The organism is Streptomyces sp. O3 (genome assembly GCF_054788135.1).
In genome coordinates this window covers 28,893-51,638 of record NZ_JBTVYK010000049.1, presented here as the reverse complement: position 1 = coordinate 51,638, position 22,746 = coordinate 28,893, and the positions used below count along the sequence as shown (strand labels likewise).

The window sequence follows — 22,746 nt, the reverse complement described above, 5'->3', positions numbered from 1 at the left end:
GAGCTGGGCTTCACGGAGATCGCGCTCCACTGGCCGATCCCCGACTCGGACTTCGCGGCCGACCAGACCGTCTTCGAACGGATCGCTACGGAAGCGGTCACACAGCTCGGCTGAACGCTCACGATCGACTGGCTGCTCGGGACGCCGATCACCACCCTCATTAGGGCTTGCCCCCTCCCTCCTCTCGTGAAAGCCTGCAAGGCTTTGCTCGTCGAAAAGTGTTGGGGGAGAACATGATGATGCCGTCGGCAAACCCCGGGCAGGGCGGTAGGGACGAGAAGGTAGCCAGGCTGGCGGCAGGTTCCGCCAACTTCGGCCACCTCCTTGGCCATGAGCCGCTACTCGTGACACTCGGTTGTTCCGCGGAGTCCTACGTCCACGCGGACCCGCACGCCGCCATGTTCAAGTGCCGACTCTTCGGCGAGGTCATGGCGCGGCACCTGCTCGGGCTGGTCAACGTCACGGTGTCCAGCAACAAGCAGGTCCACCGAATCAGGGCTCTCGCCGATAACGGCGTACTCGTGCCACAGGTGCACGCGTGGTTCGAGGCGATCCGGACGACGGGCAACCGCGCGGTCCACGAGTACTACGCGAACGTCCGTGCCGCGCTGCAGGCCGTAGAGGCGTGTTTCCGGCTTGGCGACTGGCTGCACCGCTCTCTCACGCCGTCTGACACCACGCACCGGGTGTTCCTGGCTCCGGCCCGGCCCTCTGCCGCTCCCGTCCCCACCACAACCGCCGACCAGCAGGAGCTGGAGCAGCTCCGCGACGAGCTTGAGGCGTACCGTCGGCGGCTGGAGGAGGCGCGGCTTCGTTACGACGGTAAGCAGGACAGGCTAGAGCGGGAGCAGACCGCCCGAGCCCAGGCCGAAACCGAACTGGCGCAAGCCGAGGCGGAGCGCGCAACGCTCCATGACCTAGTCGCCGAACTCAGCGAACAGATCGACGAACTCACCGCGACAGCTCTGGAATCCCGCACAACGGCCCAGCCGCTGGACGGGGCGTCGAAGCGGGATGAGTTCATCTCGCATGCGCAGAAGGCCGCCCGGCCGCCGATGAACGAAGCGCAGGTACGCAAGGAGCTCGACAGGACCCTTGAGTTGGCGGGCTGGACCGTCCAGGAGGACAACTCGAAGAATCTCTTCGCCGGGCGGGGGGTCGCCGTGGCGGAGGTGTCCACGGCAGTCGGCCGCGCTGACTATCTTCTGTACGTCGACCAGCGTCTCGTGGGCGTCATAGAGGCCAAGAGGGAGGGCGCCGACCTGGAGGCGGCAATGCAGCAGGCGGCCCGCTATGCCACCGGTCTCACCCGCAGCCAGCAGCTCAGCGCTTGGCGTGCAAGCCTGGCCTTCCGCTATGTGTCGGACGGCAACACCGTTCGCTTCCACAATGCCCTCGACCCGTCCCCGCGTACCCGTGAGATCTTCGCCGTGCATCGTCCGGAGACGATCGCCCGCTGGATCGACGAGGCTGAGGCGGATCCGGCCGCGCCGACCCTGCGGGCACGTCTTCGTCGACTTCCGCAGACCTTCCTCGACCCTGACCCGCTCCGCCCCGCCCAGGTGACGGCGATCACCGGGCTGGAACGCTCACTGGCCAAGGACGACCCCCGCGCACTGATCCAGATGGCTACCGGAGCCGGCAAGACGTACACGGTGGTCAGCGAGAGCTACCGGCTTCTCAAGCACGCGGGTGCCAAGCGGGTGCTGTTCCTCGTGGACCGAAACAATCTGGGCACCCAGGCAGCGACAGAGTACGAGAATTACGACACCCCGGATGACGGTCGCAAGTTCACCGAGCTGTACGTCGCGCAACGGCTCGCCGGTGACACCGTCCTCGGTTCGGCAAACGTCGTAGTCTCCACGGTGCAGCGGCTGTGGCTGGCGCTGACCGGCCGACCGGTTCCCAGCGCGGACGATAACGACGAGGAGCTCGACGGCTACGACCTCGTGAAGGAACCGGTGGAGGTCGCCTACAACCCGGATCTTCCCCCGGAGACCTTCGACCTGATTGTGGTCGACGAGTGCCACCGCTCCATCTACGGCAAGTGGCGTGCGGTGCTGGAGTACTTCGACGCGCATCTGGTCGGTCTGACGGCCACGCCGGTCGCCCAGACTTTCGGCTTCTTCTTCCAGAATCTGGTCAGCGAGTACCCCTACGAGCAGGCGGTCGCCGACAGGGTCAACGTGGACTTCGACGTCTTCCGTATCCGCACCGAGCTCGCTGAGAACGGTGGCACGATCCCCGCGGAGACGGTCGTGCCGATGCGCGAGCGCAAGACCCGCCGGGAGCGATACCAGGAACTGGAGGACGATCTTGAGTGGAAGGCGTCCCAGCTGGGCCGCCAGGTGATCAGCAAGGGGCAGCTTAAGCTCGCGCTGGAGACGTTCCGTGACCGCCTGTTCACGGACATCTTCCCGCCGGTCGGTGACGGGGACATGCAGCGGTCACGTACCCACGTTCCCAAAACACTCATCTTCGCGGTGGATGACAACCATGCCGACGAGATCGTGCAGATGGTCCGGATGATCTTCGGGGAGGACGGCACCGACGACTTCTGCCGGAAGATCACGCACGCTGCGAAGCGGCCCGCCGAACTGATCAAGGCGTTCCGCAACAGCCCTGAAATGCGTATCGCGGTGACCGTCGACATGATCGCCACCGGGACGGACATCCCGCCGCTGGAGTGCGTCTTCTTCCTCCGTGACGTGAAAAGCTGGGCCTACTTCGAGCAGATGAAGGGCCGAGGTTCCCGGACCATCGACCCGGCGGAGTTCCAGGCAGTGACTCCAGATGCCAGGGTCAAGGAGCGGTTCGTGATCGTGGACGCGGTCGGCGTCACGGACTCTCCTCGCGTGGACGCTCGCCCGCTCAACCGGTCCACGGAGCGCAAGCTCCCACTGGAACGGCTGATGGCTAAGACCGCCGGACTCGCCATGACGGAGGACGAGATCGCCACCCTGGCCGGCCGCCTGGCCCGGTTGGACCACCAGCTGACTTCCGACGAGCAGACCGAGATCGAGGAACTCGCTGGCCAGCCCCTTCAGGAGATCGTCGGCGGCCTGGTGCGCGCCGTCGACCCCGACCAGCAGGAGCGCGCCCGCCGCATCGGCGGTCAGGAGCAGATCCGGCAGGACATGATCGAAGCGCTGAAGCCGATCGCTTCCAACAGCGAGCTGCGCACTCGACTGATGTCGATGCGCCGCGCTCACGACATCGTCATCGACGAGGTGAACGCGGACACCCTGACGGAAGCGAGGGGCGTCACGGCAGAAGAACTGGCCATGCGCCGCGTCACCTCGTGGCAGCAGTACCTCAAGGACCACCAGGACGAGATCGCCGCGTTCAACATCGCGTTCAGCGAGCGACGCGACCCGAAGGAGGTCTACCGCCGCCTACGCGACCTCGCGCGGCGCATCGAGCGTCCCCCGTTCCAGTGGACCCCGACGGGTCTGTATGAGGCGTACGTACAACTCGGCAAGGCGAGCGAGCGCCCTAGGGGCAAGGCCAGTGTGGTCGACCTCATCGGGCTGATCCGGTACGAGCTGGGCGTCGACCAGGAGGTTCGTCCCTATCGGACACTGGTGGAGGAACGCTATGCGGCCTGGCGAGCCCGGCAGGAGCAGTCGGGCGCGTCCTTCACCCCGGACCAGGTGTGGTGGCTCGACCGAATCGTGGACGTGATCGCGACAGACGCCGCGATCGAGCCGGACCAGCTCCGCGACGTACCCTTCATCGAGCGCGGTGGCGTGGACGGCTTCCTGAGGGACTTCGGAGCCGAGCGCGGGGCCGAGATACTGGATGAGATGGGACAGGAGCTGGGTGCGTGAGCGAAGGCGATCTTCCTTCGGAACTGCCGGAGGGATGGGCACGCGCCCGACTGGACGAAGTCGCCGAGGTGCAAGGCGGTATCCAAAAGCAGCAAAAGCGTCACCCGATCGAAAATAAATATCCGTTCCTTCGCGTTGCAAACGTCGCCAGCGGTCGGCTCGACCTCCGAGAAGTACACGAGGTCGAACTCTTTGATGGAGAGCTGGACAGGTTTGCCCTGGCCCCCGGTGATCTACTTGTCGTCGAGGGGAACGGAAGCGTTTCGCAGCTCGGTAGAGCGGCTCGCTGGAAGGGCGAGATCAAGGACTGCGTCCACCAGAATCACTTGATTCGAGTGAGACCAGGTCCCGCGATCTTGGCTGAGTTTCTCGAACTCCTTTGGAACTCTCCCGTAATCTCCGAGCAAATCCGCCAGGTCGCGGCGTCAACTAGCGGATTGCATACGCTGAGCACGGCGAAATTGAAAAAGGTGAAGATTCCGCTACCCTCAGTGGCAGAGCAGCGGCGCATCGTCTCCACGCTCGAGGAGCAGCTTTCCCGCCTAGGCGCCGCTCTGAATATGGTTGCCAAGGCTAAGGTCGATGCCACGATGCTTCTGCAGTCTATCTGGGATGATGCTGCAAGCGGGCGGATCGCTAACGGTTGGTCGAGCGCTTCAAAGTCAATGACGGAAGATTCCCTTGCGAACGGATGGCAATGGCGCGCGCCTGCAGATTTGACTGACGGCCTAAGGGGAAGCATCGTCATCGGCCCCTTTGGGAGTAACCTCAAGGTGTCGGATTACGAAGAAGCGGGCGTACCTCTGGTTTTTGTGCGTAATATTCGGTCAGCTGACTTCACGTCGACGCGATACGTATCTGAAAAGAAGGCTAAGGAATTGGAGGCGCATTCTGTTGAGTGCGGCGATCTCCTTATTACTAAAATGGGAGAACCGCCAGGGGATGCCGCTGCCTATAAAGAGAAACAAGACGCTATCGTCACGGCTGACTGCATCCGGTTGCGCCCCGCTCGACACTGGAACCTGGACTACCTTGTGGTAGCGGTCAATTCGACATTGGTACGTAGGCAGATTGAATGCGCTACCAGGGGGGTAGCTCAGCGCAAAGTGAGTCTGGGGCGATTCCGCAGCGAGGTCAGGATTCCCACTCCACCTGTTCTGCTGCAGGACGCGGTCATGGAGGTGGTAAACGAACGGGTCTACAAGGTTCGCCGCTTGCAGGAAGCACTGGTGCGTGCCGAAAAGCGGGCGGAAGCGCTCCGCCGATCCCTCCTCACCGAAGCCTTTGCTGGCAGCCTTGTTTCCCAGGACCCCTTTGAGGAACCAGCCGACGCACTTCTCACTCGTATGCGTGCCGATCGCGCGGCTGCCGGGGCGGCCAAGCCGCAGAGGCGGAGCCCCCGCCGGGCCGCTGCTCAGCGCAAGCGGGACACCGTCGCGTTGGCGGGCGCACCACCCCCAGCCACTGGCCCTTCCGCCTCCACCTCTGCCACTCAGCCCACCCTCGACCTGGAGTTCCCCTCGTGACCACGACCGAGGCCCGTCGGCTCGTCGACAAGCTCTGGAGCTACTGCCACGTCCTTCGGGACGATGGCGTCTCCACCATCGACTACGTCGAGCAGCTGACGCTCCTCGTGTTCCTCAAAATGGCGCACGAGGCGCAGTCCCGGCCGCCGACCTTCCGGGAGCAGATCATGCCCGAGGGGTCGGTCTGGGAGAATCGGGGCTGGCCCGAGCTGCTGAACAACGACGGGGCCGCCCTCGAAGCCGCGTACACCGAACTTCTTGAGGATCTCGGCAACCAGCGGAAGGACACCACCTTCCACCTGATCTTCAACGGGGCCCGGAACCGCATCCACGACCCCGCCAAGCTCAAGCGCCTCGTCAAGGACCTGATCGACAAGGAGAACTGGTCAGGCCAGAAGACCGACATCAAGGGCGACGCGTACGAGGAACTGCTGGCCCGAGGTGCCGAGGACGTCAAGTCGGGTGCTGGCCAGTACTTCACCCCGCGCCCGCTGATCCAGGCCATCATCGACTGCGTCCGCCCGACGCCGGACGACACGATCACCGACCCTGCCTGTGGAACGGGCGGCTTCCTCCTCGCGGCAGCCGAGTACATCCTGCACGAGTACGGCAGTCGTCTCACCCCCGAGCAGCGCAAGCACCTAAGCAGCGGCGGATTCTGGGGCACCGAACTGGTAAGGAACACCGCGCGGCTCGCTGCGATGAACCTCTTCCTACATGGCATCGGCCAGCCCACCGGGCCTGCCCTCGTCCGCTCCCGCGACGCCCTCGCCGCGCCGCCCGACAAGCGAGCGAGCTTGGTCCTCGCCAACCCGCCGTTCGGCAAGAAGTCATCCATCACCGTCTACGGCGATGACGGGTCCGCCGCCCGCGAGGCCATCGCCTACGAGCGGCGCGATTTCTGGGTGACGACGACGAACAAGCAGCTCAACTTCGTCCAGCACATCGCCTCGCTGCTGGAGATCCACGGCCGAGCGGCCGTCGTCATCCCCGACAACGTGCTCTTCGAGGGGGGCGCCGGCGAGACCATCCGCCGACGGCTGCTGAACGAGTACGACGTCCACACCCTGTTGCGCCTGCCCACCGGCATCTTCTACGCGGGCGGCGTCAAGGCCAACGTGTTGTTCTTCGACCGCAAGCCGGCCCGCCCCAACCAGCCCTGGACGGAAAAGCTCTGGGTCTACGACTTCCGCACAGCCCAGCACTTCACGCTGAAGCAGACACCGCTTACCCGGTCTCACCTTGAAGACTTCGTGCAGTGCTACAAGCCCGAGGAGGACCGGGCCAAGAGGGTGGAGAGCGAGCGCTTCAAGCCCTTCACCTACGACGAGCTTATCGCCCGCGACAAGGCGAACCTCGACATCACCTGGCTTCGTGCCCCGAGCCTCGACGACGCAGACAACCTTCCTGCCCCTGAGGTGCTGGCCGCCGAGATCGTCGAGGATCTTGAGGCCGCGCTCTCGGAGTTCGCCGCCATTGCCGAGACGCTGGAGCAGGCCAAGGCTGGTCGCCAGCCGTCTGACGCAGCCGGGTTGGAGAACGAGGTGAACGGATAGCCTGAGATGAGTCGTGCTCGGCAGGATGGTGGCTGATGTGTACGAGGATCGCCAACTGTGTCCCACCATCCGGCCGTTGTCAGTGCTTCGGTTTAGCCTTCGGCCATGCGACCACCTCTTGAGAACGTTCTGCGCAATGCGCTCGTACAGAACCTGGAGCTGATTGAGCCGGGACTCCGACCGGTTCAGTTCGAGGAGTACCCGCTACCTAACGCACATGGCACCAGGGGCAGCATCGACATCCTGGCCCGTGACCGCCATCAGATGTGGGTGGTCATCGAGCTGAAGCGATCCCGGTCCAGCGCGCGGCAAGCCCTGCACGAGGTCAACAAGTACACCGAGCTTCTCTGCCGAGAGAAGAACCTCGCGCCGGACCGCATCCGTGCAGTGATCGTTGCCATGCCGGATGACTGGGAGGAACTCCTGATCGCTGTCAGTCACGCCGCGCGCGACTGGAGTCATGATCTTCGCGGATACCAACTGCTCCTGGACAGCAACGGCGCTCCCATCGGGACCGAGCGGGTGGAGCTTCTGCCCCGAGCGTTCGAACCCCGCGTCACCCCCATCCACAACCTGTTCTTCTTCACCACGGAGGAACAGCGCGAGCAGGGCTGGAGGGTCATCAGCAAGGTCGCGGACGAGCTGGGGGCGCTCGACCTGCTGGCTGCGGATCTGGACCGGGTAGCGGAGAAGCACTACATCCCTGCGCCTTTCGGCCTGTACCTGGCGGTCGGCCGGGTGAACGCGGAACTCGCCGCAGCGGATCTCCTGGGTGGTTACGACGGGCCTGAGCCGTTCGCTGACGAGCACCAGGCGGAGTACCTGGCCCTCTGCGAGATCTGCAACCGTCTTGCGCGTAGCAAGCTGCGCGGAATGAACATGGAGTCGGCACGACCAGGGCTGTTGAAGAATCTCCGTGATGATCCCAACTGGGCCATCCAAGGCTTCCGAGGCACCGGCGCCTACGACGACACAGCTGCCTTCGAGCAGCAGGACCTGTTCCGCTTTCTTACCGGGGACGAACGAGGAGACAGCCAAATCCTCTACACGGGCACCGCCAGCCCGCAGGTAGCCAGCCGTTGGAGGGCATTCCGACAGGAGACTCGGCAAAGCCTGGCCGGCAACCACGAGTGGGAGGCCCTCGTGGACGGCTGGCTCGACGAAGTGGGCCCGAAGGTCGGTGAGGGAGACGTCGGATTGCACATCTACAACCCCTGTGACCTCCTGCAAGCAATCATCCATGGGTGGCCGAACCGCATGGAGAATCTCCTGCCCATGATCTTGGGCGAAGCAGTACCCCGCCAAGGGCTACGGCACTCGGTACGTGGCGCCCTGTGCTGGAACGGCCGGGGCATGTCGTTGCCCGATGCGGTACGGCTCGTGTACCGAGACCCGCTGTTCCTGGTGAGCAACATGTACGCGGGGACCGTGTGGGAACGTGACCGAGAACTCTTGGATCTCCTGGGGCTGCACTACGTGCTCCTGGAGAAGATCGGCCCCGTTGGGGCCGAGGCTACTGTGGCCGACGAGCACCGCATCTGGGTGCATCAAGATCAGGACGCTCGCGTCTACTCCTCGGACACGGACCCCCGCGGGTACGCACAGGCGTACGGAGGCATTGCGGCTGACGGCGAGATCGTCTCGATCGGGCAGTACCTCAACAGGCATTCTCACGAGGTGGAGCTGGTGGCCCAGGAGTACCGCGCTCTCGTCCATGTCGTTTAGTCCTCGCTGGATTGGGCGTGGCTGGCCCCAGCACCGCGAAAGAGCAGGTCAGGCTGCGCGCCCAACGCCGGAGGCTTTCCATCGTCTCGTCCAGCGCTGCCCGGTACTCGACGTCGCCCTGCCTCATCCGGAGCTCCCACGTCCTCGCTGGACTTCCACGGTAACGGCCGACGTCGGGCTCACCACAGCTGTCGTCACTTCCAGTCCACTGCCAGACTGCGGTGAGCGCGGCGACCGGGGCGGCGCCGGCGCATGCCGAGGGCCACCATGCGCCCTCATACCGGAGTGGGGCAACAGTGGCACCGTTGCCGCCTGGTGCCACCCTGAGGGCCGCTAGCGTGGCCCCATGGACGGGTTGGATACGGCCGAGCTTGAGGCCATGATCGAAGAGGCGACCGTCGACGCCTACACCGAGGACGAGCAGCGGACCGGTCTGTTCACTCTGCTTGAGGAGCACCTCACCCTGCCCTTCACCACCGCGGTTCTCGGCGTCGAGGTAACCGTCCGCGATATCGACCTGACGCCGGATGGCAGGGTCGTCGCCCTGTGCACTCGCGGCCGCGTTCGGCAGTCGATCGGAATCCTGGAACTGCCGTTGCCCAGCCCGGCACCCGAGGGCGCGAAGTGGATCGAGGCATACCGTCACTGGGCCGGTTGAGGCCGAGCACCTCACACCTCACACCTCACGCGGAACCGGCTTGTGCGGAAGGAACTGAACGTGGCTGACGTCGTACAGGGCAGGCATCAGGGCGACGACGGACCGTCGCTGGCCGACCTCATCGAGCGCAGTGCCGAGTTGAAAGGACAGCTGGTCGCCTTCGGGCAGAGCGCCCGCTTCGACCGGTGGTTGACGCCTCTCCTGTTGGAAGCCGCAGGGCCTGAGAGCCAGTTGGATGAGGGCGAGGCGATCCGGACCATCGACCACTTCATCCTGCGGTACCGCCTGCCGGACGGTTCGACCGTGGTGGACCGGTTCGTCACCCGGCAGAAGGACTTGACCGCGGTCGACCGGGAGATGCTGCTCGGCTGGCGTGACCCGATCGAGGGCATCTTCGAGATCCAGCGCAAGGAAGGGGATGCCATCGTCCTGCTGAACCTGGTCGACGACCTGGAGTACCGCACGTACTCGAATGTCGGGCGGGCGGCGTTCCGCGGAGTATCCAGGGGGTGCTTCCTCCACACCTGCCTGGTACCGGTCCACTCGGCCGACGGGGCATGGCTGGTGTCCGGGGCGATGTCGAGCTACCCCAGATCCAGCGCCGCCGAGATCGCCCAGGCCGCTGTCCGCCTGGCGACCAGCCGACCCGAATTGGTCTTCCGCAACCCCGCGAAGATCGAGCAGGGCTGGCAGCGGATGCAGGAAGACCGGGCCGCTTTCGTCCAGTTCTGCGGCAGCGACGAACTGGTCCTTCCGCCTGCCGAAGCCGAGGACCTCCTCAACTCCTACTACCGCCACCGTCAGGAGGCCGCCGTCGCCGGACAGCCCGACCGTGGCCGGGGCAGGCGGCGCCCCGGCCCGGAATTTCCCTTGTTCGAGCTGCCGACAGAACTGGCCGACTCGGACACCATCGGTGTCATCTACGACCAGGTCGACGGACTCAACTTCTACGCGGACTACGGGATGCTGCGGGACCTCTTCGCTGATCCGGCCCTCGCGGGCCGCAGACAGCACCAGGATCTGCTGCGCACGTACCTGCGCGATGAGTCGATCACGCCGCTGCCGATCCGCCGACTGGTCGCCGCTCACCCGGAGACAGCGGACGCCGTGTTCCGGAAGCTGCTGCGAAAGCCCGGATTCACCTGGAGTGAACACGGCGAGGCGCTACTGCGCCGACGCAAGCCCTGGTACTACGCGAAAGAGCCCCGTCCAGGTGTCTCTGTGATCGGCGAACGCCTCAGCGCCCTTGCCGCCGGGCACTGACAGTCACGTCCATTGTCAGTGCGGTGCGCTTCACTGTCCGCCATGGAGCTCACGCAAGCGACCGTCAACGACCTGCTGGCCCAACTCGGTACGGAGGACGGCTACATGTACCTGCCCAGCGACCTGGACCCCCAGGAACTGACCGACCTGCTCGGCAACAGGTACGGCGCCCCGCGCACCCTCGTCCTCGACGGCTTCACCGATCCGACGGCCGACGAGTCCAGGGGCGCTGCTCTCCTCGTCCCCTTCGAGGACCGGGCCGTGACGATACGGGCGTGGGCGTACGGGGACCAGTGGGTCGGCACGGGTACGGTGCAGGACGCAGAAGGGACCGAGCGGCCTGTGCTGGTGGTCGCTCACAGGGAGGTACCCGAACCCTTGGCGGTCGCCCCGGACGAGGACGAGGACGTCGACTGGGTGGAGCGCCTCATACGGATCACCGGCTGGACACAGCCCGCCCAGCGGCCGGACGTGGACTGGGCGGAGGTGGAGTCGCGCCTGGACACCGCACTGCCGAGCGACTACAAGCGCATGGTCGAGACGTTCGGCGAGGGCGCCTTCGACGGTTTCCTGGACCTGCACACGGAACCGTGGACGGATCTCAGGAAGGACGGCCTGCTCATTTGGGCGAGCACGGAGCACGAGGAACTGTACTGCTGGAGGGCCGACAGCGACGATCCCGACCGTTGGCCCGTCGTGGTCCGTTCCTTCGACGGCGAAGACGTCCCCTTCGACTGCCAGACCGCGGAGTTCGTCTCCCGCATCCTCGTCGACCCGCACCACCCGTTCACGATGGCCCGCTATTTCGACACCCACTGGTTCATGAACTACCGGGAAAGCGACTGAACCCCGCCGCCAACGGCATCCGCAGCCTGGTCGGCGGTACCGGGCCAGCGGTCGGCGAGCCTACACATATGGGGATTCCGGCACGCAACCGAGACGGATTTTCGGCAGGTCAGCCTGCGATAGGCGAAAAAGGCTTGACTGAGGTCACGAGCGTGCCCAGGCGCAGCCGCTCGGTGGCGGCCGCCGCGGCGGTCAGGGTGGGCAGCGCGCCGAACCACGGCCCGTCGCGGAAGGTGCGCCAGGACAGGTGGTCATACGTGTACGCGGTGTGGAAACCGAGCTCCTCGGCGCGCTGCCACTGGGCGCGGCCCCCGCCGTCGTGCCAGCGGCGTACGGGCAGGATCACGGTGCTCAGACGCAGGCTCATGTCCCCGAGCTTACGGCGACGCTCGCGGGGCACGGCTGGCGCGGGGCACGGCTGGGGCGGGCGCGTCAGCCGATGTGCCCTTCCGCCCGCCGGGTGGCGTGCCGTCGCCATATCGCGAGCAGGACTGGCGAGCCCGTCGGCGCCGGGCGGCCTGGGCACACGTCGAAGTGGCTGATCCGGCAGGTGTCGGACGGCGCGGCCCGGCCGAGGTTGACCGCGGTGCCGTCGCCCGCGATACGCCAGCGCTTTCCGGCCGGGACGGCGTCGATGCGTACGTCGCCGGGCTCGATCAGCGTCCAGCGGCCGCGCGGGGTCCGATGCCAGGCGGCCTCGCCGCCGCACTCTCCGCACGTGGTCACGCCCGGCCGTCGCGCGTCCGACGCCGCCGTGGGCGTGCGCGCCGCGCGCAGGATGGTGTCGGCGGTGAGCGCCGCGACGACGTCGCCGACCAGGACCGGATCGCGGCCGGGGTGTCCGTACCCCGGTTCCCCGTAGTCCAGCTGATGACGTAACACCATGATCCCCACCCACAAGATCCGAACCGGCGGCCTACGGGGGAGATCCTTCCACCCACCTCTGACATCCATGTACGGCCAGCGATCACGGGCTGCCCGGCTCAGCGGACCTTGCTGCTCAGCCAGGGGGTGAGGCCGACGCGGTGGGTCATCTCCCGGTACGTTCGGTCGCCGGGCAGCGGCACCACGAGGCGCCAGCCGGGTGGGAAGAACCGGCCCTTGACGTAGGCGAGGCCGCCGTACACCGAGTGCAGGAACGGGGGTACGTCGTCGAGCGGGAGGTCGTGGAACTCCACGTTCTCGACGGTGATCTTGGCGTCGCCTTCGGGGAAGATCCGTACCTCGACCGCCGGGGAGCCGTCGAGTTCCAGGTGGGCCTCGTGCGGCAGTGAGCCGTCCGGGTCGGTGGTGGCGGTGAAACCGGCGGCGGTGCGGCGTGAGGTCTGGTCGGCGCCGATGTCATGGGTGGCGTGGCATGCGCGGCCGTACTGATCGGCGATCTCGCGTACGGCCCGGACGGCGGCTTCGGTACTCCCCAGGTGTTCCATGGCCACCATCCTGCCGTGCGCCGGGAGGCGACCTCGCGCCAGGCATGATCCACAGGCAACACCGGTTATCCACAGGCGAGTTAGTAAGCTTGTGGATAAGTGCCCGCAGAGTTAATGGCTTTCGCCAATATTCAGGTGATCCAAGTGCTTTGACGCAAAGGCGTCCAATGTCCTGGATTGGACCTCTCGTTCCGCTGCCACCGCGATGAACTCCGCGGTGTTCTCCTGTCCAACGAGGCTGTGTACGGCCTGAACCGTGCGGGCCGGAAGGGGCACCGACACCTCACCGCGCGGCTCGGGCGCGGGTTGCGCGGCCCCGAGGTGATGCTGGAGATGACGGGTGGCGAAGGTCCGCATGGCGCGGGCGAGTTCGGCGTCCACCGACTGTTGCGCGAGCGGCCGCAGCCGACGCACCAGTACGGCCGCCTCGGCCGCGTCCGCGTCGGTCGGCGGAGTGTGGCCCAGATAGCGGGCGAAGACATGCTCGGTGGTGAACTCCAGGAAGCGGGAGGCGATGTGCTCGACCTGGCCGCGCAACTCCCGTAGATGCGTGGCGATCGCGGCCAGCGGGACGCCCGCGGCATGCAACTCGACCGCTACCGAGAGCTCTTGGGGGCTCGGCACCAGGAACTCGTCGTCTCTGCCGGGGATCCGCTCCAGTACCCCCAGCTCGATGGCCTCCTCCACCGCCGCGTCGTCCGACCGGCCGCCGAACCGGGAGTCCAGCTCGGCACGGGTGACCCGGTCGGCCTCCTCGTCGGTCCAGGGGCCGTCGACCTCGGCGACCAGGCCGAGCACTCCGCCGAGGCCGCGGCCCGAGTCCCAGGCCTCCAGCAGCTCCTTGATGGAGGCCAGGGTGTAGCCACGGTCGAGCAGGTCGGCGATCTGCCGCAACCGGGCCAGATGCGCGCCCCCGTAGACGTTCGACCTGCCGCGCCGCTCGGGACGGGGGAGCAGGCCACGGTCCTGGTAGGCCCGGATCGTCCGGACCGTGGCACCGCTGTGGTGCGCCAGATCCTCGATCCGGTACTCCACCCGGTGCCCGGCCGCGGCCCTGTGCTCGGCGGCGGTGGACTGCTCGGCCACGGCCCCACCCCTCTCCCCTCGCGTCATCGTGCTGGCAGTATCACAGGGGCGGCTTCAACCGGGCGATCGCGCGCAGCGCCCTGGGCGTGAAGCGGGACATCAGATAGGCGCCGCGCGACTCGGGGGTGACCGGAACCACGGCCTGGTCGCGCACCACCGCGTCGAGCACCGCGTCGGCGACCTTCTCCGGCGGGTAGTTGCGCAGGCCGTACAGCCGCGACGACTTCCGCTGGCGGCGCTTCTCCTCCGTCGCGTCGACCCCGGCGAACCGGGCGGTGGCGGTGATGTTGGTGTTCACCAGACCGGGGCAGATCGCGGAGACCCCGATGTCCTGGCCCGCCAGCTCGGCACGCAGACACTCGCTGAGCATCAGCACCGCCGCCTTCGACGTGGAGTACGCGGGCAGCGCGCGGGAGGGCTGATAGGCCGCGGCCGACGCGGTGTTGACGATATGGCCGCCCTGGCCGCGGTCCGCCATCAGCCTGCCGAATATCCGGCAGCCGTGGATGACGCCCCACAGGTTGACGTCCAGGACCTTCTTCCAGTCCTCGGCCGTGGTGTCGAAGAAGGAGCCGGAGAGACCGATTCCGGCGTTGTTCACCAGGACGTCCGGCACGCCGTACTCTGTGGCGACCTTCTCGGCGAGCTTCTCCATGGCCTGCTCGTCGCTGACGTCCACGGTCTCGGCCCAGGCGTCGGGAGAGCCGATCAGCCGGGACAGCTCCGCCGTGCGGGCCGCGCCGTCGGCGTCCCGGTCGACGGCCACCACCCTGGCCCCGGCGTCGGCGAAGGCGAAGGCGGTGGCCCGCCCGATGCCGCTGGCCGCCCCGGTGACCAGCACCAGCTGGCCGCCGAACCGGTCCGCGTGCCGCCCGGTGGCCAGGGTGTTCCGCGCCGACACGGCGGCCCCCTTCGCCGAGGTCAGTCCGAGGTCTTCGTGCGTCCGGACGAAGTCCGTGATCCAGGCGGCCAGCTGGTCGGGCCGGGTACGCGGCACCCAGTGCCTGGCGGGCAGGGTCCTGCGGGTCAGCTGGGGCGCCCACAGCTCCAGCTCCTCGTACAGCACCGGGGACAGGAACAGGTCGCCGGTCGGCGTGATCAGCTGTACGGGCGCGTGCGCGTACGCGTCGGACCGCGGCCTGCGCAGCCGGGCCCGGACGTTGTCCCGGTAGAGCCAGGCGCCGTGTGCGGCGTCCGACGGCAGCGACGGCGTCGGGTAGTCCCCGGCCGGGACCTTCTCCACGCGACGCAGGATCTTCGGCCAGCGGCTGCCGAGCGGGCCGCGCCAGGCCAGCTCCGGCAGCACCGGGGTGTGCAGCAGGTACACGTACCAGGACTTGGCGCCCTGGCCGAGCAGCTGGCCGACCCGGCGCGGGGTCGGCCGCGCCATCCGCTTCCTGATCCAGTGCCCGAAGTGGTCGAGGGACGGGCCCGACATCGAGGTGAAGGACGCGATCCTGCCCTCGGTGCGACGGACCGTGACGAACTCCCAGGACTGCACCGAGCCCCAGTCGTGCCCCACCAGATGCACCGGCCGGTCCGGGCTCACCGCGTCCGCGACCGCGAGGAAGTCGTCGGTCAGCTTCTCCAGGGTGAACCCGCCCCGCAGCGGTGCCGGAGCCGTCGACCTACCGTGGCCGCGGACGTCGTACAGCACCACATGGAAGTGCTCGGCCAGCCGCTGGGCGACCTCGGCCCAGACCTCCTTGGAGTCCGGATAGCCGTGCACGAGCAGCACGGTCGGCTGTGCGGCGTCCCCCAGCTCGGCGACGCACAGCTCCACCCCGCCGGTACGAACCCAGCGCTCCCGCGCCCCAGCCAAAGCCTGCCCGCTCATGCCGCGTCCTCCGCCCAACGCCGCACATGCGGCAGATCGTCGTCCAGCCAGAACGCGCTCTCCTCAGGATCACGCGAGTCGGTGACCACCAGCAGCTCCTCGAACTTCGCGCCCGTGCCCCGGAACCCGAGATGCGGCTCGACCGCCCACAGGCCCGGCTGGGGCGGATGGTCGGAGAACCGGTACGGGCTCCACAGCGGCGACCAGCCGTCGCGGTGCCCGTGGATCGCGTCCCCCGCCAGGCCCTTGAGTGCCTGGGCGCCGAACCCGAACACGGTCGGCGACCAGCGGCGCTCCCTGATCCGGTCGACCTTGTGCGCGATCACCCCGAAGGGATAGGCGCGATGCCGGTTGGCGTAGCCCTGGCGGACCATCAGCCGGTCCACGTCCTCGTAGATCTCCCGCAGCGACCGCCGCTCGCGGACCTCGCGCAGGATCAGCTCGCGGTGCGCCCGCAGATCCGCGAGGAGTCTGTCGTGCACGGGATTCAGACCCAGACACCCCGAGTACCCGATATCGGAGGTGTACCCCCGGTAGACCGGGGCCATATCGAGGATGAAAGGCATCCCCGGCTCCAGCTTCCGGTTGGTCGGGAAGAACTGCAGCGGCACCTTGAACCCGACGAAGGCCGTACGGTCCCCGAACCAGGCGAACGGCAGATGGAACCAGTCCCGCACCCCGCGCTCCCGCAGCCACTCGCGCTGCATCCGCGCCGCCTCGCGCTCGGTCACCCCCGGCTTGAGCTGCGCCGCGACCGCCTCCGCGCACTCGTACGCCAGGGTCTGGACTTCCCTGAACCCCCGCAGCTCCGCGCTGAGTTCAGACATCACTGCTGAGGCCATGCACTGCCACCCGTCCCGTGTGCGGTACGTGCTCGTAACTTGACACTGATGAATGTGACAATGCCCGGCGGCTGCGTCAAGAGGCCCGCGGCACACCTGTGGAAAACTCCCGGCCCCTATGCCTCCGGGGATGACCCCTACGGGCGCGTACGCCCGAAGTCGGAGACCGAAGCAGCCTCCAGGGCTGACGCCGGGCGGGCCCCGCGTCACTACCGTCGAAAACGTGACTGTGATCGCGACCGAAAGCCTGAGCAAGCGGTTCCCTCGGGTGACCGCCCTTGACCGGCTCTCCATGGACATCGGGCCCGGTGTGACCGGACTCGTCGGCGCCAACGGAGCTGGCAAGTCCACCCTGATCAAGATCCTTCTTGGTCTGTCCCCGGCGACCGAGGGCCGTGCCCGTGTGCTGGGCCTCGACGTCGCCACCCACGGCGGTGACATCCGCGAGCGGGTCGGCTACATGCCGGAGCACGACTGTCTGCCGCCCGATGTCTCGGCCACCGAGTTCGTGGTCCACATGGCCCGGATGTCCGGCCTGCCGCCGACCGCGGCGCGCGAGCGGACCGCCGACACCCTGCGCCACGTCGGGCTCTACGAGGAGCGATACCGCCCCATCGGCGGCTACTCGACCGGCATGAAGCAGCGGGTCAAGCTGGCCCAGGCGCTGGTCCACGACCCCGAGCTGGTGTTCCTGGACGAGCCCACCAACGGCCTCGACCCGGTCGGCCGGGACGACATGCTCGACCTGATCCGCCGCGTGCACACCGACTTCGGGATCTCCGTCCTGGTCACCTCGCACCTGCTCGGCGAACTGGAGCGCACCTGCGACCATGTGGTCGTCATCGACGGCGGCTCCCTGCTGCGGTCCAGCTCCACCAGCGACTTCACCCAGACCATGGGAACCCTCGCGGTCGAGGTCACCGACAGCGACACCCACCCGGACGGCAGCGCCGCGCTGCGCGAAGCCCTCACCACCGCGGGCGTCACGCTCCACGGGACTCCCGAAGGCGTTGCGGACGGCCTGCCCGGCGCGGGGCACATCCTGCTGATCGAGGCCACCGGCGAACAGACGTACGACATCGTCCGCGACACCGTCGCGGACCTCGGCCTCGGCCTCGTCCGCATGGAACAGCGCCGCCACCACATCTCGGAGGTCTTCCACACGAGGCCGGACGAGGCGGAGGCGCCGGCGCAGACCCCGGACCCGCAGGCCCCGGCCGCACAGGCACCGGAGGTACAGCCCCGATGAGCACCGAGACCACCCAGATCCACAACATCGGCTATCGCGAGTACGACGGCCCGCGCCTGGGCCGCGCGTACGCCCGCAGGTCCCTGTACGCACAGTCCCTGCGCGGCGCCTACGGTCTCGGCCGCAGCGCCAAGTCCAAGGTGCTGCCGATGCTGCTGCTCGCGGTGATGTGCCTGCCCGCGTTGATCATCGTCGCGGTCGCCGTCGCCACCGAGCTGAACGACCTGCCGCTGGACTACACGCGCTACGCGATCGTCACCCAGGCCGTCATCGCGCTCTTCCTCGCCGCCCAGGCGCCCCAGTCGGTCTCCCGCGACCTGCGCTTCAAGACCGTACCGCTGTACTTCTCACGCCCGATCGAACGGATCGACTACGTAGTCGCCAAGTACGCGGCGATGGCCTCGGCCCTCTTCGCCCTGACCGCCGCCCCCGTCGTCATCCTCTACGTCGGATCCCTGCTCGCCAAGATGGACTTCGCGGACCAGACCAAGGGCTTCGCACAGGGCCTGATCTCCGTCGCGCTGCTCTCGCTGCTCTTCGCCGGTATCGGCCTGGTGCTCGCCGCGCTGACCCCGCGCCGAGGCTTCGGCGTGGCCGCCGTGATCGCCGTACTGACCGTCTCGTACGGCGCGGTGTCCACCGTCCAGGCCATCGCCTGGGAACAGGGCTCCACGGGCGCGGTCGCCTGGCTCGGGCTGTTCTCGCCCATCACGCTGATCGACGGCGTACAGACCGCCTTCCTCGGCGCGTCCTCCGCCTTCCCCGGAGGGGAAGGACCGAGCACCGCGACCGGCGTCGTCTACCTGCTGGTCGTCCTCGCGCTCATCGCGGGCTCGTACGGAGCCCTGATGCGCCGCTACCGAAAGGCCGGACTGTGACCACGCTCACCATCGACCACGCCTCCCGCTGGTTCGGCAACGTCGTAGCCGTAAACGACATCACGATGACGATCGGCCCCGGAGTCACCGGTCTGCTCGGCCCCAACGGCGCGGGCAAGTCCACCCTGATCAACATGCTGGGCGGCTTCCTGGCGCCCTCCACCGGCACGGTGACCCTCGACGGCGAGACGATCTGGCGCAACGAGCGGGTCTACCGCGAGATCGGCATCGTCCCCGAGCGCGAGGCGATGTACGACTTCCTCACCGGCAAGGAGTTCGTCGTCGCCAACGCCGAACTGCACGGCCTGGACGAGCAGGCCGCCAGGCGGGCGCTCGCCACGGTCGAGATGGAGTACGCCGAGGACCGCAAGATCGCCACGTACAGCAAGGGCATGCGGCAGCGCGTGAAGATGGCGTCCGCGCTGGTCCACGACCCGTCCGTGCTGCTGCTCGACGAGCCGTTCAACGGCATGGACCCGCGTCAGCGCATGCACCTGATGGACCTGCTGCGCCGGATGGGCGCCGACGGCCGCACCGTGCTGTTCTCCTCGCACATCCTGGAGGAGGTCGAGCAACTCGCCGCGCACATCGAGGTGATCGTGGCCGGACGGCACGCGGCCAGCGGTGACTTCCGCCGTATCCGCCGCCTGATGACCGACCGCCCGCACCGCTATCTGGTGCGCTCCAGCGACGACCGCGCGCTGGCCGCCGCGCTGATCGCGGACCCGTCGACGGCGGGCATCGAGGTGGACCTGGCCGAAGGCGCGCTGCGGGTACAGGCCGTGGACTTCGGCCGGTTCACCGAACTGCTGCCGAGGGTCGCCCGCGAGCACCGCATCAGACTGCTCACGGTCTCGCCGTCCGACGAGTCCCTCGAGTCGGTCTTCTCCTACCTCGTCGCGGCCTGAAGGGAGCTTGACGAAGATGTACGACCCCACAGTCGCCCGGCTCACCTACCGGGCCCTGCTCGGCCGCCGCCGGGCCATGATCCTGTTCCTCCTGCCCGCGCTGCTGCTGGTGATCGCCGGGGCGGTGCGCGCCTTCAGCGGCGCCGACGACCAGATCGCCGCCGACGTACTCGGCGGGTTCGCGCTCGCCACGATGGTGCCGCTGATCGGTGTGATCGCGGGCACCGGCGCGATCGGGCCGGAGATCGACGACGGCTCGGTGGTGTATCTGCTGGCCAAGCCGATCAAGCGGCCGACGATCATCCTCACCAAGCTGACCGTGGCGATCGCCGTGACCATGGCGTTCTCGGCGATTCCCACCTTCATCGCCGGGATGATCCTGAACGGCAACGGACAGCAGATCGCCGTCGCGTACACCATCGCCGCGCTGGTCGCGTCGATCGCGTACGCCGCGCTGTTTCTGCTCCTGGGCACGGTCAGCCGCCACGCGATGGTCATCGGCCTGGTCTACGCCCTGGTCTGGGAGGCGCTGTTCGGCTCGCTGATCGAGGGCGCCAAGACGCTCAGCGTTCAGCAGTGGGCCCTCGCGCTCGCGGAGAACGTCGCGGGCGGGGAGCTGGTCAGTTCCGCGGTCGCGCTTCCGACCGGCGCGGTGCTGTTGGCCGTGGTCACGGTCGCGGCGACCTGGTACGCGGGCCAGAAGCTGCGCACGCTGACGCTAGCGGGCGAGGAGTAGCCCGCGCCCCCCTGGTTACACGGGGTGCCCCCGTGTCCCCCTCAGCGGGGAGGGTGTCGCCCTGCGGCCCAAGCGAGACCGGTCACCGGGGTCGGGTGGGTTGTGCCCACCCGTTCCGCCCTGCGGAACGTATGCCCACAACGGGTAGACGGGACGTACGCCCACCCCACCCCCTCACGACGGTGGGACGACCGACGAGCCGTGCTGGGGCTAGAGCCAGCGTTCCAGGGTCAGGGCGATGCCGTCGGTCTCGTTGGAGGCGGTCAGCTCGTCCGCGACCGCCTTCAGTTCGGGGTGAGCGTTGGCCATGGCTACGCCATGGGCCGCCCAGGCGAACATCGGGATGTCGTTGGGCATGTCGCCGAACGCGATCGTGTCCGCCGCCTTGACGCCCAGGCGGCGCGCCGCCAGCGAGAGCCCGGTGGCCTTGGTCAGCCCCAGCGGCAGCAGCTCGACGACGCCGGGCCCCGCCATCACCACGCCCACCAGATCCCCGGCGACCTGCCGCGCGACCGCGGCCAGTTCGTCGTCGGTGAGGCCGGGGTGCTGGAGGTAGATCTTGTTCAGCGGGGCCGACCACAGCTCGGCGGTGTCCGCGCACTCCACCACCGGCAGTGGCCCGTCCTGCACCCGGTAGCCGGGGCCGACCAGCACCTCGCCCTCGACGCCGTCCCGGCTCGCGGCCAGGGCCAGCGGCCCGACCTCGGCCTCGATCTTCGACACGGCGAGACCGGCCAGCTGGCGGTCCAGGGTCACCGAGGTGAGCAGCCGGTGCTCCCCCGCGTGGTAGACCTGCGCGCCCTGGCCGCACACCGCGAGCCCCTCGTATCCGAGGTCGTCGAGGATGTGCCGGGTCCAGGGCGCCGACCGCCCGGTGACGACGATATGCACCGCGCCCGCCGCGCAGGCGGCCTTCAGCGCGTCACGCGTCCGGGACGAGATCGTCTCGTCGGAGCGCAGCAGCGTCCCGTCCAGATCGGTCGCGATCAGCCGGTACGGGAACGGGGACGCGGACGGAAGCGGGGACACGGACGCGGACGGAAGCGGGGACGCGGACGCCCCACCGACCTCGGCGGCGCCCGTCATCGGGCGACCGGCTCAAGCAGCTCACGCCCGCCCAGGTAAGGCCGGAGCACCTCGGGCACCCGCACCGACCCGTCGGCCAGCTGGTGGTTCTCCAGGATCGCCACGATCGTGCGCGGTACGGCGCACAGCGTGCCGTTCAGCGTGGCGAGCGGCTGGACCTTCTTGCCGTCGCGCATCCGCACCGACAGGCGGCGGGCCTGGAACCCGTCGCAGTTGGACGCCGAGGTCAGCTCGCGGTACTTGCCCTGGGTCGGAATCCACGCCTCGCAGTCGAACTTCCGCGACGCGGACGCCCCCAGGTCGCCGGTGGCCACGTCGATCACCTGGAAGGGCAGCTCAAGCCCGGTGAGCCACTGCTTCTCCCACTCCAGCAGACGCCGGTGTTCGTTCTCGGCGTCCTCCGGAGCGACGTACGAGAACATCTCGACCTTGTCGAACTGATGGACCCGGAAGATGCCGCGGGTGTCCTTGCCGTACGTCCCGGCCTCGCGGCGGAAGCACGGCGAGAAGCCCGCGTACCGCAGCGGCAGCTTGTCCGCGTCGAGGATCTCGTCCATGTGGTACGCGGCGAGCGGGACCTCGGAGGTGCCGACCAGGTAGAGGTCGTCCTTCTCCAGCTGGTAGACGTTCTCCGCGGCCTGGCCGAGGAAGCCGGTGCCCTCCATGGCGCGCGGCCGTACCAGCGCGGGGGTGAGCATCGGCGTGAACCCGGCCTCGGTGGCCTGCGCGATCGCGGCGTTCACCAGGGCGAGCTCCAGCAGCGCGCCGACGCCCGTCAGGTAGTAGAAGCGCGAGCCCGACACCTTGGCGCCGCGCTCGACGTCGATGGCGCCCAGCGCCTCGCCGAGCTCCAGGTGGTCCTTGGGCGCGAAGCCCTCGGCGCCGAAGTCGCGGATGGTGCCGTGCGTCTCCAGGACCGTGAAGTCCTCTTCGCCGCCGACCGGGACGTCCGGATGGACGAGGTTGCCGAGCTGGCTCAGCAGCCGCTTGGTCTCTTCCTCCGCCTCGTCCTGCGCGGCGCTCGCGGCCTTGACGGCGGCGGAGAGCTCGCCCGCCTTCTTCAGAAGCTCGGTCTTCTCGTCCCCGGTGGCCTTGGGGATGAGCTTGCCGAGCGCCTTCTGCTCGGCGCGGAGCTCGTCGAAGCTGACGCCGGACGACCTGCGCCGCTCGTCGGCTGAGAGCAGGGCGTCGACCAGGCCGACGTCCTCTCCACGGGCGCGCTGCGATGCGCGGACACGGTCGGGGTCCTCACGGAGCTGGCGAAGGTCAATCACCCCTCAAGGCTACCGG

General features: G+C 68.0%; 19 protein-coding genes and 1 pseudogene. 12 read left to right on the top strand and 8 right to left on the bottom strand.

The window, feature by feature from the left end:
• The 8 genes and pseudogenes from ACX6XY_RS23110 to ACX6XY_RS23075 all read left to right on the top strand — a co-directional run.
• Positions 1-114: pseudogene (locus ACX6XY_RS23110) on the top strand (LLM class flavin-dependent oxidoreductase); the annotation flags it as partial.
• Between the two features lie 53 nt (positions 115-167).
• Positions 168-3,830, top strand: coding sequence for a DEAD/DEAH box helicase family protein (locus ACX6XY_RS23105; RefSeq protein ID WP_460333973.1), 3,663 nt, complete (start codon positions 168-170; stop codon positions 3,828-3,830).
• Positions 3,827-5,356, top strand: a complete 1,530-nt coding sequence (locus tag ACX6XY_RS23100) for a restriction endonuclease subunit S (protein ID WP_460333971.1) — start codon at positions 3,827-3,829, stop codon at positions 5,354-5,356. Before ACX6XY_RS23105 ends, ACX6XY_RS23100 begins: the two co-directional genes overlap by 4 nt.
• Positions 5,353-6,912, top strand: a complete 1,560-nt coding sequence (locus ACX6XY_RS23095; RefSeq protein WP_460333969.1) for a class I SAM-dependent DNA methyltransferase — start codon at positions 5,353-5,355, stop codon at positions 6,910-6,912. Before ACX6XY_RS23100 ends, ACX6XY_RS23095 begins: the two co-directional genes overlap by 4 nt.
• Positions 6,913-7,017: 105 nt before the next feature.
• On the top strand, positions 7,018-8,637 hold the full coding sequence (locus tag ACX6XY_RS23090; RefSeq protein WP_460333966.1) for an endonuclease NucS domain-containing protein: 1,620 nt from the start codon (positions 7,018-7,020) through the stop codon (positions 8,635-8,637).
• Positions 8,638-8,983: 346 nt separating this feature from the next.
• Positions 8,984-9,295 (top strand): hypothetical protein, encoded by a 312-nt coding sequence (locus ACX6XY_RS23085; RefSeq protein WP_460333963.1) that lies wholly within the window; start codon positions 8,984-8,986, stop codon positions 9,293-9,295.
• Positions 9,296-9,355: 60 nt separating this feature from the next.
• Positions 9,356-10,558: a hypothetical protein gene (locus tag ACX6XY_RS23080; protein ID WP_460333960.1), complete on the top strand. Its 1,203-nt coding sequence runs from the start codon at positions 9,356-9,358 to the stop codon at positions 10,556-10,558.
• A 42-nt stretch (positions 10,559-10,600) separates the two neighbouring features.
• Positions 10,601-11,404 (top strand): SMI1/KNR4 family protein, encoded by an 804-nt coding sequence (locus tag ACX6XY_RS23075; RefSeq protein ID WP_460333957.1) that lies wholly within the window; start codon positions 10,601-10,603, stop codon positions 11,402-11,404.
• A gap of 109 nt (positions 11,405-11,513) precedes the next feature.
• Here ACX6XY_RS23075 and ACX6XY_RS23070 read toward each other — a convergent pair whose 3' ends face one another.
• The 6 genes from ACX6XY_RS23070 to ACX6XY_RS23045 form a co-directional block, all read right to left on the bottom strand.
• On the bottom strand, positions 11,514-11,771 hold the full coding sequence (locus ACX6XY_RS23070; protein ID WP_460333954.1) for an LLM class flavin-dependent oxidoreductase: 258 nt from the start codon (positions 11,769-11,771) through the stop codon (positions 11,514-11,516).
• A gap of 65 nt (positions 11,772-11,836) precedes the next feature.
• On the bottom strand, positions 11,837-12,289 hold the full coding sequence (locus tag ACX6XY_RS23065; protein ID WP_460333951.1) for a DUF6083 domain-containing protein: 453 nt from the start codon (positions 12,287-12,289) through the stop codon (positions 11,837-11,839).
• A gap of 98 nt (positions 12,290-12,387) precedes the next feature.
• Positions 12,388-12,834: a hypothetical protein gene (locus ACX6XY_RS23060; RefSeq protein WP_460333948.1), complete on the bottom strand. Its 447-nt coding sequence runs from the start codon at positions 12,832-12,834 to the stop codon at positions 12,388-12,390.
• Between the two features lie 111 nt (positions 12,835-12,945).
• Positions 12,946-13,947 (bottom strand): MerR family transcriptional regulator, encoded by a 1,002-nt coding sequence (locus ACX6XY_RS23055; protein WP_460333943.1) that lies wholly within the window; start codon positions 13,945-13,947, stop codon positions 12,946-12,948.
• Between the two features lie 13 nt (positions 13,948-13,960).
• Positions 13,961-15,757 carry an SDR family oxidoreductase gene (locus ACX6XY_RS23050; RefSeq protein ID WP_460333940.1) on the bottom strand — a complete coding sequence of 599 codons (1,797 nt, stop codon included), beginning with the start codon at positions 15,755-15,757 and terminating at the stop codon, positions 13,961-13,963.
• Complete coding sequence (locus ACX6XY_RS23045; protein WP_460333937.1) at positions 15,754-16,599, bottom strand: M24 family metallopeptidase; 846 nt, start codon at positions 16,597-16,599, stop codon at positions 15,754-15,756. Before ACX6XY_RS23045 ends, ACX6XY_RS23050 begins: the two co-directional genes overlap by 4 nt.
• A 229-nt stretch (positions 16,600-16,828) precedes the next feature.
• On the opposite strand from ACX6XY_RS23045, the gene ACX6XY_RS23040 reads away from it, so the two are divergent.
• The 4 genes from ACX6XY_RS23040 to ACX6XY_RS23025 are packed head-to-tail and all read left to right on the top strand — an operon-like array spanning position 16,829 to position 20,370.
• Positions 16,829-17,848, top strand: a complete 1,020-nt coding sequence (locus tag ACX6XY_RS23040; protein WP_460333979.1) for an ABC transporter ATP-binding protein — start codon at positions 16,829-16,831, stop codon at positions 17,846-17,848.
• Positions 17,845-18,726: an ABC transporter permease gene (locus tag ACX6XY_RS23035; RefSeq protein WP_460333934.1), complete on the top strand. Its 882-nt coding sequence runs from the start codon at positions 17,845-17,847 to the stop codon at positions 18,724-18,726. The genes ACX6XY_RS23040 and ACX6XY_RS23035 overlap by 4 nt, the downstream gene beginning before the upstream one ends.
• Complete coding sequence (locus ACX6XY_RS23030; protein WP_460333931.1) at positions 18,723-19,634, top strand: ABC transporter ATP-binding protein; 912 nt, start codon at positions 18,723-18,725, stop codon at positions 19,632-19,634. Before ACX6XY_RS23035 ends, ACX6XY_RS23030 begins: the two co-directional genes overlap by 4 nt.
• Positions 19,635-19,650: 16 nt before the next feature.
• Positions 19,651-20,370, top strand: coding sequence for an ABC transporter permease subunit (locus ACX6XY_RS23025; RefSeq protein ID WP_460333928.1), 720 nt, complete (start codon positions 19,651-19,653; stop codon positions 20,368-20,370).
• A gap of 210 nt (positions 20,371-20,580) precedes the next feature.
• Here ACX6XY_RS23025 and ACX6XY_RS23020 read toward each other — a convergent pair whose 3' ends face one another.
• Both ACX6XY_RS23020 and serS read right to left on the bottom strand, forming a co-directional pair.
• Positions 20,581-21,456, bottom strand: a complete 876-nt coding sequence (locus ACX6XY_RS23020; RefSeq protein WP_460333925.1) for an HAD family hydrolase — start codon at positions 21,454-21,456, stop codon at positions 20,581-20,583.
• The gene (gene serS / locus ACX6XY_RS23015) at positions 21,453-22,730 is read right to left on the bottom strand and encodes a serine--tRNA ligase (protein WP_460333922.1); all 1,278 of its coding nucleotides are present in this window, start codon (positions 22,728-22,730) and stop codon (positions 21,453-21,455) included. The genes ACX6XY_RS23020 and serS overlap by 4 nt, the downstream gene beginning before the upstream one ends.
• Positions 22,731-22,746 lie beyond the last annotated feature (16 nt).

Coding starts and splice junctions, on each gene's coding strand:
- ACX6XY_RS23050 (WP_460333940.1), bottom strand. CDS start 15,757: ATGAGCGGGCAGGCTTTGGCTGGGGCGCGGGAGCGCTGGGTTCGTACC.
- ACX6XY_RS23065 (WP_460333951.1), bottom strand. CDS start 12,289: ATGGTGTTACGTCATCAGCTGGACTACGGGGAACCGGGGTACGGACAC.
- ACX6XY_RS23085 (WP_460333963.1), top strand. CDS start 8,984: ATGGACGGGTTGGATACGGCCGAGCTTGAGGCCATGATCGAAGAGGCG.
- ACX6XY_RS23025 (WP_460333928.1), top strand. CDS start 19,651: ATGTACGACCCCACAGTCGCCCGGCTCACCTACCGGGCCCTGCTCGGC.
- ACX6XY_RS23020 (WP_460333925.1), bottom strand. CDS start 21,456: ATGACGGGCGCCGCCGAGGTCGGTGGGGCGTCCGCGTCCCCGCTTCCG.
- ACX6XY_RS23035 (WP_460333934.1), top strand. CDS start 17,845: ATGAGCACCGAGACCACCCAGATCCACAACATCGGCTATCGCGAGTAC.
- ACX6XY_RS23070 (WP_460333954.1), bottom strand. CDS start 11,771: ATGAGCCTGCGTCTGAGCACCGTGATCCTGCCCGTACGCCGCTGGCAC.
- ACX6XY_RS23060 (WP_460333948.1), bottom strand. CDS start 12,834: ATGGAACACCTGGGGAGTACCGAAGCCGCCGTCCGGGCCGTACGCGAG.
- ACX6XY_RS23090 (WP_460333966.1), top strand. CDS start 7,018: ATGCGACCACCTCTTGAGAACGTTCTGCGCAATGCGCTCGTACAGAAC.
- ACX6XY_RS23055 (WP_460333943.1), bottom strand. CDS start 13,947: ATGACGCGAGGGGAGAGGGGTGGGGCCGTGGCCGAGCAGTCCACCGCC.
- ACX6XY_RS23045 (WP_460333937.1), bottom strand. CDS start 16,599: ATGGCCTCAGCAGTGATGTCTGAACTCAGCGCGGAGCTGCGGGGGTTC.
- ACX6XY_RS23075 (WP_460333957.1), top strand. CDS start 10,601: ATGGAGCTCACGCAAGCGACCGTCAACGACCTGCTGGCCCAACTCGGT.